The sequence below is a fragment of the Microbacterium sp. M1A1_1b genome, assembly GCF_053345565.1.
The window spans coordinates 97,124-112,062 of the sequence record NZ_JBKFAJ010000007.1 but is presented as its reverse complement, the minus strand read 5'-3'; the positions used below and the strand labels follow the sequence as shown (position 1 = coordinate 112,062).

Below are 14,939 nucleotides of genomic sequence, written 5' to 3'. Positions count from 1 at the left end.
CGGGGGCGGCGCCGAGTCTCGGTCTGGCGGACAGTTTCGACCCTGCGCGACCCGCAGGATGTCCGCAGGGCCGAGTCTCGGCGCGCGGCCGGCGGGCCCGACCGCGGCAGCAGACGGACGGGAGGCGCGGTGCCAGCTGGCACCGCGCCTCCCGTCGACGGATAAGTCGCGGCTACTTCGCGTCGGCCTCGGCCTGGACGGTGCGCTGGGAGCCGGTGGGGGTGAGCCCGCGCTCCTGGCGCTTCTTGGAGACGACCAGCGAGGCGACGGTCGCGACGGCGATCGTCAGCAGGATGAAGCCGAGCGAGAACCAGATCGGGATCTCCGGCGCCCACTCGATGTGCTCGCCGCCGTTGATGAATGGCAGCTCGTTGACGTGCATGGCGTGGAAGACGAGCTTCACACCGATGAACGCCAGGATGACGGCCAGGCCCTGCCCAAGGTAGATCAGGCGCTCCAGCAGCCCGGCGATCAGGAAGTACAGCTGACGCAGACCCAGCAGCGAGAACGCGTTCGCGGTGAACACGATGAAGGCGTCCTGCGTCAGACCGAAGATCGCGGGGATCGAGTCGAGCGCGAACAGCACGTCGGTCAGGCCGATCGCGACCATGACCAGCAGCATCGGGGTGAACAGGCGCTTGCCGTCGATCTTCGTGGTCAGGCGGTCGCCGTCGTAGTGGTCCGAGGTCGGGATGATGCGCTTGAGGATCCGGATGAGCCGCGAGTCACCCTCGGTCTCGTCGTGCCCGCCGCCCTTGGCCTGCGACCAGGCGAGCCAGAACAGCAGGATGCCGAACAGGTAGAACACCCACGAGAAGTTCTCGATGATCGTGACGCCGAGGGCGATGAACACACCGCGGGCGACGAGCGCGATCGCGACGCCGACCAGCAGGACCTTCTGCTGGAACTCCTTCGGCACCGCGAAGCTCGACATGATGATCAGGAACACGAACAGGTTGTCGATCGACAGGGCCTTCTCGGTCAACCAGCCAGCGAAGTACTCACCACCGGCCTGGCCGCCACCGAACACCAGGATCCCGATGCCGAAGACGATCGCCAGGGCGATGTAGACGACGGACCAGAACGCGGATTCGCGGATGTGGGGCACGTGCGGCGTGCGCACGTGGGAGTAGAAGTCGAAGACCAGCAGCGCCAGGATGCCGGCGATGGTCAGGAGCCACACGTACAGGGGGACGTCCAACGGATTTCCTTCAGGTTCAGGGCGGTGCGTGTGCTCCACGCGGGTACGCCGAGGCCTGAAGGTCTCTTCCGCCGCGGTCCGCACGATGTGCTGGCCACGACCGGCGCCCCGGGTCCGGGTCGTTCCGGGCCGTACTGACGGGGTCACCGAGAGGGAATACTCCCCTTCGTGATCACGATGCTACCGGGGCGGTCGTCCATGCGTCCGCCCCTAAGCTGGGAACATGGCGAGTTCTTGGTCACTGTCCTCCCGGCTGCGCGGGCTCTTCCAGCGGAAGACCATCGACGAGACCACCTGGGACGACCTCGAGGCGGCGCTCATCGGGGCGGACTTCGGCCCGGACATCTCCGAGGAGATCATCGAGGACCTGCACGCGCGCGTCGACCGGTACGGCACCACCGACCCGGCCGACCTGCAGCGGATGCTGCGTGAGGTGCTCGAGGAGCGGCTCTCCAAGCTCGACACCACGCTGAAGCTCAGCGCCCGGCCGGCCGTCGTGCTGGTCGTGGGCGTCAACGGCGTGGGCAAGACCACCACGATCGGCAAGTTCGCCAAGTTCCTGAAGACCTACGACCGCACGGTGCTGGTCGGTGCGGCGGACACGTTCCGCGCGGCGGCGGTCGAGCAGGTCGCGACGTGGGCCCAGCGCGCCGGCGTCGACGTCGTGCGGCCGTCGCAGCCCGGGCAGGACCCGGCGTCGGTCGCCTACCAGACCGTCGAGCAGGCCATGCGCGACGGCATCGAGATCGTCGTGATCGACACCGCGGGCCGGCTGCACACCAAGGCCGGTCTCATGGACGAGCTCGGCAAGATCAAGCGCGTCGTCGAGAAGCAGACCGAGATCGCCGAGGTGCTGCTGGTCCTCGATGCGACAACCGGACAGAACGGGCTCGCCCAGGCGCAGGCGTTCATCGAGGGTGCCGGGGTCACCGGACTCGTCATCACCAAGCTCGACGGGTCCGCGAAGGCCGGGTTCGTGCTGAGTGTGCAGGAGAAGACGGGCATCCCGATCAAGCTCATCGGCCAGGGCGAGGGCATCAACGACCTGACCGGCTTCACCCCGCACGTGTTCGTGCAGAACCTGGTGGGCTAGATCCGGGTAGGTTCTGCGCAGTACAGGGATCGTCCAGGTACGTCGGAAGGAGTTCCCCATGCCAGCACTGCTCATCATCGCGATCGTCGTCGGCCTCGTCCTGCTCTTCAGCGGGATCTTCGTCGCCGCGCTCAAGTTCCTGCTCTTCATCGGCCTGATCCTGATCGTCCTGGCGATCGTCGGTTGGATCGTCCGGCAGGTCCGCAGCCGCGTCTGATCCGTCGCGTCCACTGGACGCGACCGCCGGACGCGACCAGGCACCGAACGGGAGGCCCGTCACCAGCTGGTGACGGGCCTCCCGTCCGTCCGCGGCCGGGTCCCGACGCCCGGCCGCGCCGCTCAGACGGCCTGACGGCCGACCGGGGCGTCCACGAGGTGTGCCAGGTGTGCCGGGACGGTGCCGCCGCGGGCGACGGTCGCACGCGCCCACAGGCGGCCGGCGCGGTACGAGGACCGGACGAGCGGGCCGGCGAGCACGCCCGCGAACCCCATGCCCTCGGCGCGTTCGCGCAGCGCCACGAACTCGTCCGGCCGCACCCACCGCGCGACCGGCAGGTGCCGCGGCGACGGGCGGAGGTACTGCGTCAACGTGATGATGTCCGTGCCCGCGTCGCGCAGCTGCTGCAGGGCGTCCTCGATCTCGGCGATCTCCTCGCCCATGCCGAGGATCAGGTTCGACTTCGTCACCAGGCCCGCGTCGTGCCCCTGCGTGATGACGTCGAGGGACCGCTCGAACCGGAACGCCGGGCGGATCCGCTTGAAGATGCGCGGGACCGTCTCGACGTTGTGGGCGAAGACCTCGGGCGCGGCGTCGAACACCTGGCCGAGCTGGTCCGGGCGGCCGTTGAAGTCGGGGACCAGGATCTCGACGCCGGTGCCGGGGGACTGCCGGTGGATCGCGCGGATGGTCTCGGCGTACAGCCATGCGCCGCCGTCGTCCAGGTCGTCCCGCGCGACGCCGGTGACCGTGGCGTAGCGCAGGCCCATGTCGGCGACGGAGTCGGCCACGCGGCGGGGCTCGTCGCGGTCGAGCGGCTCGGGCTTGCCGGTGTCGATCTGGCAGAAGTCGCAGCGGCGGGTGCACTGCGAGCCGCCGATCAGGAACGTGGCCTCGCGGTCTTCCCAGCACTCGAAGACGTTCGGACACCCGGCCTCCTGGCACACGGTGTGCAGTTGCTTCTCCTTGACCAGGGCGGAGACCTCGCGGAACTCCGGGCCCTGGGTCGCCCGGGTCTTGATCCAGGCAGGCTTGGTCTCGATCGGCGTCGCGGCGTTCCGGGCCTCGACGCGGAGCATGCGGCGGCCTTCGGGAGCGAGTGTCATGCGGGGACCTCTTCCGGGGTGCTGATGCGGACGCCAGCGTGCATGCCGTCGACCGCCCGTTGGACCTGGACGGCGACGACCTGGGCGACCTCGGCGACGGGGACCGTCCGTCCGGCGACGGCGCCGAGCGTCGTGACGCCCGCGTCGGCGATGCCGCAGGGGACGATGGCGGCGTAGGCATCGAGCGCGTTGTCGCAGTTGATCGCGATGCCGTGACTGGTCACACCCTCGGCGACGTGCAGGCCGATCGCGCCGACCTTGGCGAGCGTCTGCCCCGTCCTGACCCAGGCGCCGCTGCGTCCCTCGACCCGTTCGGCCAGCACGCCCACCGCGGCGGCAGCGTCGAGGATGACCTGCTCGAGGTCGCGTACCCACGCCACCACGTCGAGCGGTTCGGCGAGCCGCACGATCGGGTAGGCGACCAGCTGCCCGGGGCCGTGCCAGGTGATCCGGCCGCCGCGGTCGACCTCGACCACGTCGGCGCCGTTCGTGGGCAGGTCGCTCGGTTCGGTGCGCCGCCCCGCGGTGTACACGGACGGGTGCTCGCACAGCACCAGCGCGCCGGGGGAGCGGCCCGCGACGACGTCGGCGTGCAGTGTGCGCTGCAGGGCGAGGCCGTCGGCGTACGGCAGCAGGCCCGGTGGGCGGACGACCTGGAGTTCCGGCATGTGCTGAGCGTACGACGGTTTCTGGACGCCGTCCAACAACCGGTCTGGTCGTGTCGGGCGCGAGCGGGGGTGTCCCTCGACGCGCTCCTGGACGCGCGTGGGGCGGGCGCGGACGGGGCCTGTAGAATCGGGGGATCATGGCGCAATTCGGATCCCTCTCTGATCGGCTGACCGAGACCTTCCGCAACCTGCGGACGAAGGGACGACTCTCCCCCTCGGACGTGGACGGCACCGTCCGCGAGATCCGCCGGGCCCTGCTCGACGCCGACGTCGCGCTCGAGGTCGTCAAGGCCTTCACCGCATCCGTGCGTGAGCGTGCCCTGTCCGACGAGGTCAACCGCGCGCTCAACCCGGCGCAGCAGGTCGTCCAGATCGTGAACGAGGAACTCGTCGGCATCCTCGGTGGCCAGCAGCGCCGCCTGGAGTTCGCCAAGCGTCCGCCGACGGTCATCATGCTCGCGGGCCTGCAGGGCGCCGGCAAGACCACGCTCGCGGGCAAGCTCGGCAAGTGGCTCAAGAAGGACGGCCACACCCCGATGCTCGTCGCCGCGGACCTGCAGCGTCCGAACGCCGTGCAGCAGCTGCAGGTCGTCGGCGAACAGGCCGGCGTGCACGTCTTCGCACCCGAGCCCGGCAACGGCGTCGGCGACCCGGTCAAGGTCGCCAAGAACGCGATCAAGGCCGCGGTCGACCAGCAGTACGACACGGTCATCGTGGACACGGCCGGTCGTCTCGGTGTCGATGCCGAGCTGATGAAGCAGGCCGCCAACATCCGCAAGGCCGTCGACCCGGACGAGGTCCTGTTCGTCATCGACGCGATGATCGGTCAGGACGCCGTCACCACGGCGCGCGCGTTCCAGGAGGGCGTCGACTTCACCGGTGTCGTCCTGTCGAAGCTCGACGGTGACGCCCGCGGTGGTGCTGCGCTGTCGGTGGCGTCGATCACCGGCCGGCCGATCATGTTCGCCTCCACCGGTGAGGGCCTCGACGACTTCGAGCCGTTCCACCCGGATCGCATGGCAAGCCGCATCCTCGACCTCGGCGACATCCTCTCGCTCATCGAACAGGCGCAGGGCGCCTTCGACGAAGAAGAGGCGCGCAAGGTCGCCGACAAGATCGCGACCGACAACTTCACGCTGAACGACTTCCTGCAGCAGATGCAGCAGCTGCGCAAGGCCGGCTCGATCAAGGGCATGCTCGGGATGCTCCCGGGCGCCAAGGGCATGCGCGAAGCCCTCGACAACTTCGACGAGCGCGAGATCGTCCGGACCGAGGCGATCATCCAGTCGATGACCCCGCAGGAGCGCGAGCTGCCGAAGCTGCTGAACGGCTCGCGTCGTCTGCGCATCGCCAAGGGTGCCGGCTCGACCGTCACCGAGGTCAACCAGCTCGTGAACCGCTTCGAGCAGGCGGCGAAGATGATGAAGACGGTCGCCCGCGGTGGCGTGCCGCAGATGCCGGGCATGGGACCGATCCCCGGCATGCACGGCGGCAAGAAGCAGCAGCAGGGCGGCAAGAAGAAGGCCAAGGTCGGCAACCCGGCCAAGCGCGCAGCGCTCGCCGCCGGCGCCCCCGCCGCGCCGCAGCAGACCCCGAAGGGGTCGGGGCTCGGGCTGGGCGGCGGCAAGAACGGCAAGGCCCCCACCGAGGAAGAGCTCGCGAGCCTGCAGAAGTTCCTGGGTCGCTGACCGCGACCGCGCGCGGGACGGGAGGCCCGGTGCCAGCTGGCACCGGGCCTCCCGTCCGTCGCTGCCTGCCTACAGGGAGTCGGCGAACTCCCGCACCAGGTGGCGGACGACCTCGCGCAGGTCGCCGTCGTGCTGCTGCGCGACCACGAGCTGCCGCTGGTACGACGCCCCCCGCTCGATCATCGTGTCCAGGTGGTGCAGCTCATCGACGCACCCGAGCCGTTCGGCGATCGGGTCGAGCCGGGTCACCAGGTCGTGCACCTCGTCGGTGACCAGTCGTTCGTCGCCGGCCACGTTGATGATGATCTCGGCGTCCATGCCGTAGCGGGCCGCACGCCACTTGTTCTCGCGGACGAACCACGGCTGCATGGTCGGCAGGGTCTCGCCCGCGTCGAGCCGGTCGGAGCACGCCGTCACCAGGCACTGCACGAGCGCGGTGACCGCCCCGACCTCGTGCAGGGTGGACAGGCCGTCGGAGACCCGGTTCTCGAGCGTGCCCCACCCCGGTGACGGTCGGATGTCCCACCGCAGGTCCTTGACGCCCTCGATCACACCGGTGTGGGTCAGGTCACCCACGACCTCTTCGAAGTTCGCCCACGCACCGAGCTGCGGGGGCAGACCGCCGGTGGGGAGCTGCTGGAACATGAGCGCCCGGTTCGACGCGTACCCGGTGTCGGTGCCGCCCCAGAACGGACTCGACGCGGTGAACGCCTGCAGGTGCGGCACGTAGGCGAGCATCGCGTTCATGATCGGGATGGCCTTGTCGCGGTCGTCGATGCCGACGTGCACGTGGACACCCCAGATGAGCATCTGCCGTCCCCACCAGCGCGTGCGGTCGATCAGCGTCGTGTAGTGCTCGCTGTCCGGGGTGATCTCCTGCTGGTCCCACACCGCGAACGGATGGGTGCCGGAGCACATCACCTGGGCGTCGAGGGGTGCGGCGGCGTCGATCACCTCGCCGATCGTGCTCGACAGCTCCGCGGTGGCTCCCGCGACGGTGTCGTGCACCCCGGTGACGACCTCGACCGTGTTGGTGAGCAGTTCTTCGGTCACCTTCTCGCGGTCGCCCAGGCGTTCGTGCACGGCGGCGATGACCGCGGGGGCCCGGGGCGCCAGGTCCCCGGTGTCCCGGTCGACCAGCGGGAGTTCCCACTCGACGCCGATGGTCGACGGGCGGGACTCGGTGAAGCGGATGTCCATGCTGTACATCCTGCCCGGCTCCTTGTCGGACACGCACAACCAACGCCCGTCCCGATCGTGCGGTTCCGGTTCTCAGCACTTCCCCACCGGGTTTACCGTAGAAGCGCAGCCGAAGGGGAAGAAGGACGCATGCAGTTGGTCGTTCGTGGGACGTCCGCACCGCTCATCGGGGAACTCGACGTTCCCGTCTCCAAGTACCACGCGCACCGCGCCCTGGTCCTCGCGTCACTGGCGCCGGGGACCAGCATCGTCTCCGGGATCAGTTCGACCCGCCAGGTCGAGTGGACCGTGGGGACGCTCCGCGCCCTGGGCGTCGACATCAGACGCCGGGGGAACGCCTACCACGTCACCGGTCTCGGGGGTCGGTACCAGGCGACGGACGTCGTCGACCACGGTTCGCGCGGCGCCGACGGCCTGCTCAACATGGGATCCTCGGGCACGACGCTGTACTTCATGACCGGGCTCGCGTCGCTGGCCGACAAGCCCATGACGCTGTCGGGGATGAAGTACTTCCAGCGCCGACCGATCAAGGCGCTGCTGACCTCGCTCACCCAGATGGGGATCGAGCTCGAGGCCACGCACGACTGCCCGCCGGTCACCGTCCAGCCCCGACGGCCGCGCGGTGGCGACGTGCAGATCGCCGGCACGTTGTCGCAGTGGATCTCCGGGCTGCTGCTCGTCGCGCCGTTCGCCGACCACGAGACCCGCATCCACGTCACCGGCGGCCGGCTCAACGAACAGCCCTACGTCGAACTGACCGTCCGGATGATGCGGGAGTTCGGCCTGCGCGTCGAGGTCTCCGACGACTGGCTGGAGTACCGCATCCCCGCGGGCCAGCAGGCCGCGCCGCACGACTACGTCATCCCGCCGGACATCGGCTCGGCCGCGTTCGGCATCGCCGCCGCCGGCATCCGCGGGTCGAACGTGCTGCTGCGCGGCATGACCTCGTTCCGCACCGCGGACACCGACCACCCGGAGAGCGAGTTCCTCGACCTGGCCACGGCGATGGGCGTCCCGATGCGCATCGACGACGAGACCGGGTTCGTGCGCATCGAGCACGACGGCTCCCCGCTCCGACCGCTCGACATCGACTGCCAGCCGATCCCCGACCTGCTGCCGGTGCTGTCCACGATGGCGACCTTCGCCGAGGGCACCACCCGGCTGTGGAACGTCGCGCACATCCGGCTCAAGGAGTCGGACCGTGTCGCCGCGATGCTGCAGCTGAACCGGATGGGCGGTCGCGCCGAACAGGGAGCGGACGAGCTCCGCGTGACCGGGGTCGGCGCCGGCGGACTGCACGGGGCGTCGATGTCCTCGTTCAACGACCACCGCGTCCTCATGTCGCTCGCCGTCGCGGCATCCCGGGCCGACGGCGTGTCCGCGCTGACCTACCCCCGCGCCTACCGCATCTCGTACCCCACCTTCCTCGAGGCGATGAACTCGGTCGGTCTCGACATGGAGGTCGGCGACGCGCTCGCCGCGACGGCCGAAGCCGACGAGCGCGCGGGCCGCGTCGAGCGTGCCGACGTGCCGGACCAGACGACCGACCTGGGCGACGACCCCACGCGGGCCGCCCGAGACGACGCCCCGTCCGCACGCACCGGCGTGGACGCCCGGTCGGCACGCCCCGGCGTGGACGCACCGTCCGAGCGCACCGGTGTGGACGCCGACCCACTGGTCCTCAGCGAGCGGGTCCGCGCCCTGGCCCACACCGAGCCCGACGGTCTGGCGGTGATCGAGGTCGGCGGCCCCGAGCCGGTGGACACCACGTGGCGCGAGCTGCAGGACGAGGCCGACCGGGTCTCGGCGCTGCTGCTCGAACTCGGCGTCCGCCGCGGTGAGTCCGTCGCGATGCAGCTGCCGAACTGGCGCGAGTTCGTCGCGATCACCCTGGGCGCCATCCAGATCGGCGCGGTGGCGACCCCGATCATGCCGGTGTTCGGTCCGCGCGAGACGACCATGACGCTCGCCCGGTCCCGCGCCCGCGTGGTGTTCCTGCCGAACGTCTTCCGCAAGCGTCGCCCCGCGCTCGAACTGCTCGACGTCATCGACGAGGCGGCGGCCCAGCAGCGCCGTCTCGCCGTCGAGCACGTCGTGGTGATCCGGTCCGAGGCGCGCGGCCAGGGCGACACCCCCACGAACCAGCCACCGCTGCCCGCCGACGCGTCCGCGCGCGTCGCCGCCAGCGAGTGGAACTGGCGCTACTACGACACCGCGCTCAGCAGCGTGCACGTGGACGTCGAGCAGATCACCGCGCACGCCCCGACGCCCGACGACGTCTGCCAGCTGCTCTTCACCTCGGGCACCACGGGCGAGCCGAAGGGCGTGCAGCACCCGCACCGCACGCTGGGCCTGGCCACGGCCATGCACGTGGCACAGTCCGGGTTGACCAAGGACGACCGCATCTACATCCCGTCCCCGCTGGCGCATCAGACCGGGTTCCTGTACGGCATGCTGCTGGCCTTCCGGCTCGGCGCCGCCCAGGTCATCCAGCCCGTGTGGGACGGCCGTGCCGCGCTCGACCAGGCGTTCGGCGTCGCCGGTGCGACCTTCGTGCAGTGCGCGACCCCGTTCCTGACCGACCTGGTCGACCTGGTCGAGGCCGGTGCACCGGCTCCGGCGTCCCTGCGGGTCTTCGTGCCGACGGGCGCGGCCGTGCCCCGTGCGCTCGCCCAGCGCGCATCGACGGTGCTCGGCACCGCGATCCTGGGTGCGTTCGGCACGAGTGAGACGTGTCTCGGTGCGCTGTCCAGCCCGACGGACGACCCGGCCGACGCGTACGGCCACGACGGTCGTGCGCTGCCCGGCATCCGGCTGCGGATCGTCGACGACGAGGGCAACGAGCTGCCGGCGGACACCGAGGGCAACTTCGAGCTGCACTCGCCGACGATGTTCGACGGGTACCTCGACCGACCGGACCTGACCGACGACGTCTTCACCCAGGACGGCTGGTACCGGACCGGGGACCTGGCGAAGGTCGATGCCAAGGGCTTCCTGTCCATCACCGGTCGCATCAAGGACGTCATCAACCGCGGCGGCGAGAAGATCCCCGTGGTCGAGATCGAGAACCTGCTGTACCAGCACCCGCTCGTCACCGACGTCGCCATCGTCGCGATGCCCGACGACCGGCTGGGGGAGCGGGCCTGTGCGTACGTCGTGTCCGCCCGTGCCGACGAGCCGCTCGACTTCGGCGCCATGCAGCGGTACCTCGAGCACGCCGGTGTCAGCAGGTACTACTGGCCCGAGCGGCTGGAGTACCTCGACGAACTGCCCCGCAACGCGGTGGGCAAGGTCCAGAAGAACGTCCTGCGCGAGCACGCGGCGGCGCTCGTGACGACGAAGGAGAACGAACGATGACGATGGTCACGGAACCCGCGGTCGAGCAGGACTTCGCGCAGCTCAAGGCCGAGGTCACCGCGTGGGTGCGGGGCCGCGGCGAGGAGTGGGCGAACGAGATCGAGCGCACCGGCACGGTCGCGCCCGAGCTGTTCCAGGAACTCAAGGACAAGGGGTGGCTGAGCCTGGCCGCGCCGCCCGAGCTGGGTGGCCGGGGCATCCCGTTCTCGCGCTACCTCGAGGTGATGGAGATCGTGTCCCGTTCGCACGCCTCGATCCGGATGCTGGTGCACGTCATCAACGGCACGTGGCGCGCCATGGCCCCCTACGCCACCCCCGAGCAGATCGAGCAGGTCGTCAAGCCCAGCGTGGCCGGCGACAAGCTGGTCGCCTTCACCCTCACCGAGGCCACGGCCGGCACGGGCGCGGACATCCGCACGACGGTCCGTCGCGAGGGCGACACGTACGTGATGAACGGCGAGAAGCACCTCATCACGTTCGGCGTCAAGTGCGACTACTGGCTGATCGCCGCACGGCTCGAGGGCACCACGGGCCAGGACGGCACCGTCGCGTTCCTGATGCCGAACTCCGGGCTGCCCGGGGCCGAGGTGATCGACGACTCCGACACGATGGGCATCCGCGGCACCGACCACGCGATCCTGCGCTTCACCGACACGCCGATCCCCGCGAGCGCCCGCCTGGGCGACGAGGGCCAGGGGCTCGAGGTCGCCCTCGGTGGCTTCCTGCTGCCCAGCCGTGTGTCGGTCGCGATGAGCGCCGTCGGGCTGGCAGAGCGCGCGAACGAGCTGGCCGTGGAGTACGCGAACGAGCGCGAGACCTTCGGCAAGAAGCTCTCGACCCGCCAGGCGATCCAGTTCTACCTGGCCGAGAACTACGCCGACATCGCCGCAGCCCGTGCCCTGGTGCTCGAGGCCGCCCGCGCGTACGAGGAGGGCCGCCCCGACGCCGGCACGCTGTCGAGCGCCTCGAAGATGGTCGCCGTCGACATGCTGGCCCGCGTCACGGACAAGGCCCTGCAGGTGCACGGCGGGCAGGGCTACTGGAAGCGCAACGCCATCGAGCGCGTCTACCGTGACGCCCGCGCGCAGCGCTTCGAAGAGGGCACGAACGAGATCCAGAAGCTGGTCGTCGGCCGCGCCGTCGTGACCGGCCAGGCCGGCTTCTAGCCGCACCCCAGAACGCAACGGGAGGCCCGTGGCGGGCCCGCCACGGGCCTCCCGTCCGCCACCACCCACGTAGAGGACCCCAGTGACCGACTCCACCACCGCACCCATCGCGCTCATCACCGGAGCCTCCCGCGGCATCGGCCGCCTGCTCGCGCAGAAGCTCGGCCAGCGCGGCGTCACCGTCGTGGTGACGTACAAGGGCAACGCCGACCTGGCCGAGCAGTCCCTCGCCGATGTCAAGGCCGCCGGCGGCGACGGCATCACGGCGCAGGTCGACATCGAACAGCCCGAGTCGATCGACGCGCTGTTCGACCTGGTGCGGGACACCTACGGCCGGCTGGACATGTTCGTCGCGAACGCCGCCGCCAGTGCCTTCAAGCCCGTCGCGCAGCTGAAGCTCCACCACCTCGACCGCAGCTACGCCACGAACGCCCGCTCGTTCGTCCTCGGCGCGCAGCGTGCCGCCGAGCTGATGGACCGTGGCGGCCGGATCGTCGTCGTGACCTCGTACGGGTCGCTCCGTGCGTTCCCGACCTACGCGGCCCTCGGCGCGGCGAAGGCGATGACCGAGGCGTACACGAAGTACATGGCGGTCGAGTACGGCCCCCGGCAGATCACCGTCAACGCGGTGAACGGCGGGCTCATCGACACCGACTCGCTGGACTACTTCTACAACGCGGTGCCGGGCATGGCGCCGATGGAGACGGTGATCGAGAAGCTGCCGCTCCAGCGCCCGGGCACCGCGGACGACATGGCCGACGCCGTGGACTTCCTGCTGTCCGACAAGGCGTCGTACATCACGGGCCAGACCCTGTCGGTGGACGGTGGGCTGACCGTCATCGCACCGCCGTACTGGGCCGACACGACCTCGCCGCTCCGGGACGCCGTGCTCCCCGCGGCGCCCGCTGGGGCAGAGTAGGGGCATGAGCACCGCCGCCGTCCCGGACCTCGCCGTCGTCGCCTCGCCCTGGACGCTCGGACCCCTGACGCTGCCGAACCGGGTCGTCATGGGGTCGATGCACACCGGGCTCGAGGTGCACGACGACGGCGGTGCCGGGCTGGCGGCGTTCTACCGCGAGCGCGCTGCGGGCGGGGCGGCGTGCATCATCACCGGCGGCATCGCGATCAGCGACGAGGCGCGCGGTGGCCCGGACTTCGCGGTGTTCGGTGTCGACGGCGCGGACGAGCGGTTCCGGGTCGCGGTGCAGGCGGTGCACGACGAGGGCGGCACGATCCTGGCGCAGCTGTTCCACGCTGGCCGGTACGCACTGGTCGGCGGCATGGTGGACCGGCACGGGGAACCCCAGCGCGCGGTCGCCCCGTCGGCACTGCCGTGGGCAGCGGCACGTGGGGTCATCCCGACCGAGCTGACCCCGGCAGAGGTCGAGCAGACCGTCGAGGACTTCGCCGCGGCAGCACGGAGCGCCCGGGACATCGGCTTCGACGGCGTCGAGATCATGGCGTCCGAGGGCTACCTGATCAACCAGTTCTGCTCGCCGCTGACGAACCTGCGGACGGACGCGTGGGGCGGCACGGCGGCGAAGCGTCGGCGGTTCGCGGTGGCCGTCGTGCGGGCGGTCCGTGCGGCGGTGCCCGACCTGGCCGTGACGATCCGCCTGTCCGGCGCCGACCTGATGCCGGGCTCGACGACCGACGGCGAGGTCGACGCGCTCGTCCACGACCTGCTGCCCCTGGGGCTCGACGGCATCTCGGTCGGCATCGGCTGGCACGAGTCCAGGACGCCGACCGTGCAGGCCGCCGTGCCACACGGTGCCTGGCTGGCCTACGCCTCGCGGATCGCCCGGGTGGTCCGCGCGTCGGAGCACCCCGACGTGCGGGTGATCGCGTCGAACCGGATGACGGACCTGCGGGACGGCGAGGCCGTGCTGGCCGACGGGCTGGTCGACGCCGTGGCACTGGCGCGACCGTTCCTGGCCGACCCGGACATCGTCGCGCGGTCGGTCGCGGGTCGGTTCGACCTGGTCAACACGTGCATCGGCTGCAACCAGGCGTGCCTGGACCGCTCGATCATCGGCGCACCGGTGTCGTGCCTGGTGAACCCCCGCGCCGGCCGCGAGGTCGCGTTCCCGGTCCGGCCGACGTCCGAGCCCAGGCGGGTCGACGTCGTCGGTGGGGGACCGGCCGGACTGGCCGCCGCCGTGGACGCCGCCCGCCGCGGGCACCGCGTGACGCTCTGGGAGGCCGCTGACGAGCTCGGCGGCCAGTTCGGCCTGGCCGCACTGATCCCCGGCAAAGAGGACTACGCGGCGACCGTCCGCGCCGCACGCGCCGAGCTCGCCGAGCGCGGGGCGACCGTCCACCTGGGCCGAGCCGCGACCGCCGCGGACCTGACCGACAGCGACGCCGTCGTGCTGGCGCCGGGCGTCGTCCCGCGCACCGTCGACATCCCGGGCGCCGAGCTGCCGCACGTGCAGACGTACGAGCAGGCGCTCCGCGACGGGGTCCCCGCGGGCACCGTCGCGGTCATCGGTGGCGGCGGCATCGGCGTGGACACCGCGGCGTTCCTGACCGAGTCGCCGGACGAGTCGCTGCGCGCGCGGGCGTTCGCCGAGCGGTGGGACGTGACCGTGGCCGACGACGTGCTCGGGCCACTGCCCCAGCGCCAGCCGGCCGCCGTGCGGACGACCCGTCCCGGCGACCAGGTCACCGTGCTCCGGCGCTCGGGCAAGTTCGGCCAGGGGGTCGGGCTCACCTCGCGGTGGGTCGCCCTCGGACGGCTCCGTGACGCGGGGGTGCACCTGGTCGGCGGCGTGCAGGAGTACCTGCGCATCGAACCGGGTGCCCTGTGGATCCGCGACGAGGCCGGCGTCGAGCGCTCGGTCCCGGCCGACCGTGTCGTGGTCTGCGCCGGACAGGAGTCCTCGGTCGACGGCGCGGGGGACGATACCGACGGACAGCCGGACGCGACCGACGGCCCGCTGGACGGGTCTGGCGGACTGGTGTCGGGCCTCCAGGCGGCCGGCGTGCCGTTCGCCGTGGTCGGTGGCGCCCGCGACGCGCGCAGTGTCGACGCGGTCCGCGCGACGTCCGAGGCCCTCGAAGCGGTCCGTTCCCTCGCCCCGTAGCGCCGCGCCGTGGTCGCTGGCTCGCTTCTGGCCCCGACATCTGCAAGAATGAACGGTCGAATCGTGTCCGCTCGACCCTCTATCCAGCGGATGACGATCTCATTCGAGCTTCCACCGCGCGTGCCCCCACGCCCGCGGTTCCGGTTCAACCACAACA

At 70.9% G+C, this 14,939-nt stretch carries 11 protein-coding genes; 7 read left to right on the top strand and 4 right to left on the bottom strand.

Annotated elements, in window-relative coordinates:
• Window positions 1–172: 172 nt before the first annotated feature.
• Window positions 173–1,201, bottom strand: coding sequence for a TerC family protein (locus tag ACLBWP_RS15515; RefSeq protein WP_447655840.1), 1,029 nt, complete (start codon window positions 1,199–1,201; stop codon window positions 173–175).
• A 223-nt stretch (window positions 1,202–1,424) separates the two neighbouring features.
• On the opposite strand from ACLBWP_RS15515, the gene ftsY reads away from it, so the two are divergent.
• Together ftsY and ACLBWP_RS15505 are read left to right on the top strand one after the other, a co-directional pair.
• Window positions 1,425–2,294 (top strand): signal recognition particle-docking protein FtsY, encoded by an 870-nt coding sequence (gene ftsY, locus ACLBWP_RS15510; RefSeq protein ID WP_447655839.1) that lies wholly within the window; start codon window positions 1,425–1,427, stop codon window positions 2,292–2,294.
• Between the two features lie 58 nt (window positions 2,295–2,352).
• A complete protein-coding gene (locus ACLBWP_RS15505) occupies window positions 2,353–2,511 on the top strand; it encodes a hypothetical protein (protein ID WP_243564243.1) in 159 nt (52 codons plus the stop codon).
• 122 nt (window positions 2,512–2,633) lie between these two features.
• Here ACLBWP_RS15505 and lipA read toward each other — a convergent pair whose 3' ends face one another.
• Window positions 2,634–3,617 (bottom strand): lipoyl synthase, encoded by a 984-nt coding sequence (gene lipA, locus ACLBWP_RS15500; RefSeq protein WP_447655838.1) that lies wholly within the window; start codon window positions 3,615–3,617, stop codon window positions 2,634–2,636.
• Complete coding sequence (gene lipB / locus ACLBWP_RS15495) at window positions 3,614–4,285, bottom strand: lipoyl(octanoyl) transferase LipB (RefSeq protein ID WP_447655837.1); 672 nt, start codon at window positions 4,283–4,285, stop codon at window positions 3,614–3,616. The genes lipA and lipB overlap by 4 nt, the downstream gene beginning before the upstream one ends.
• Before the next feature lie 137 nt (window positions 4,286–4,422).
• Here lipB and ffh point away from each other — a divergent pair, with 137 nt between their 5' ends.
• Entirely contained in the window at window positions 4,423–5,973 is a 1,551-nt protein-coding gene (gene ffh / locus ACLBWP_RS15490; RefSeq protein ID WP_243564246.1) for a signal recognition particle protein, read from the top strand.
• A 69-nt stretch (window positions 5,974–6,042) separates the two neighbouring features.
• Here the strand turns inward: ffh and ACLBWP_RS15485 are convergent, their stop codons facing one another.
• Window positions 6,043–7,182, bottom strand: a complete 1,140-nt coding sequence (locus ACLBWP_RS15485) for a glutamate--cysteine ligase (RefSeq protein WP_447655836.1) — start codon at window positions 7,180–7,182, stop codon at window positions 6,043–6,045.
• Between the two features lie 120 nt (window positions 7,183–7,302).
• Between ACLBWP_RS15485 and aroA the strand changes: the two genes are divergently transcribed.
• The 4 genes from aroA to ACLBWP_RS15465 all read left to right on the top strand — a co-directional run bounded on the left by aroA (window position 7,303) and on the right by ACLBWP_RS15465 (window position 14,782).
• Window positions 7,303–10,530, top strand: a complete 3,228-nt coding sequence (gene aroA / locus ACLBWP_RS15480) for a 3-phosphoshikimate 1-carboxyvinyltransferase (RefSeq protein ID WP_447655835.1) — start codon at window positions 7,303–7,305, stop codon at window positions 10,528–10,530.
• Window positions 10,527–11,696 (top strand): acyl-CoA dehydrogenase family protein, encoded by a 1,170-nt coding sequence (locus tag ACLBWP_RS15475; protein ID WP_447655834.1) that lies wholly within the window; start codon window positions 10,527–10,529, stop codon window positions 11,694–11,696. The genes aroA and ACLBWP_RS15475 overlap by 4 nt, the downstream gene beginning before the upstream one ends.
• An 82-nt stretch (window positions 11,697–11,778) precedes the next feature.
• Window positions 11,779–12,615 carry an SDR family oxidoreductase gene (locus tag ACLBWP_RS15470; RefSeq protein WP_447655833.1) on the top strand — a complete coding sequence of 279 codons (837 nt, stop codon included), beginning with the start codon at window positions 11,779–11,781 and terminating at the stop codon, window positions 12,613–12,615.
• 4 nt (window positions 12,616–12,619) lie between these two features.
• A complete protein-coding gene (locus ACLBWP_RS15465) occupies window positions 12,620–14,782 on the top strand; it encodes an oxidoreductase (protein ID WP_447655832.1) in 2,163 nt (720 codons plus the stop codon).
• The last annotated feature ends 157 nt before the right edge of the window (window positions 14,783–14,939 follow it).

Excerpts from the sequence above, each read along its gene's own strand:
- ftsY (WP_447655839.1), top strand. The coding sequence starts at position 1,425 with ATGGCGAGTTCTTGGTCACTGTCCTCCCGGCTGCGCGGGCTCTTCCAG.
- ACLBWP_RS15505 (WP_243564243.1), top strand. The coding sequence starts at position 2,353 with ATGCCAGCACTGCTCATCATCGCGATCGTCGTCGGCCTCGTCCTGCTC.
- lipA (WP_447655838.1), bottom strand. The coding sequence starts at position 3,617 with ATGACACTCGCTCCCGAAGGCCGCCGCATGCTCCGCGTCGAGGCCCGG.
- lipB (WP_447655837.1), bottom strand. The coding sequence starts at position 4,285 with ATGCCGGAACTCCAGGTCGTCCGCCCACCGGGCCTGCTGCCGTACGCC.
- ffh (WP_243564246.1), top strand. The coding sequence starts at position 4,423 with ATGGCGCAATTCGGATCCCTCTCTGATCGGCTGACCGAGACCTTCCGC.
- ACLBWP_RS15485 (WP_447655836.1), bottom strand. The coding sequence starts at position 7,182 with ATGTACAGCATGGACATCCGCTTCACCGAGTCCCGCCCGTCGACCATC.
- aroA (WP_447655835.1), top strand. The coding sequence starts at position 7,303 with ATGCAGTTGGTCGTTCGTGGGACGTCCGCACCGCTCATCGGGGAACTC.
- ACLBWP_RS15475 (WP_447655834.1), top strand. The coding sequence starts at position 10,527 with ATGACGATGGTCACGGAACCCGCGGTCGAGCAGGACTTCGCGCAGCTC.
- ACLBWP_RS15465 (WP_447655832.1), top strand. The coding sequence starts at position 12,620 with ATGAGCACCGCCGCCGTCCCGGACCTCGCCGTCGTCGCCTCGCCCTGG.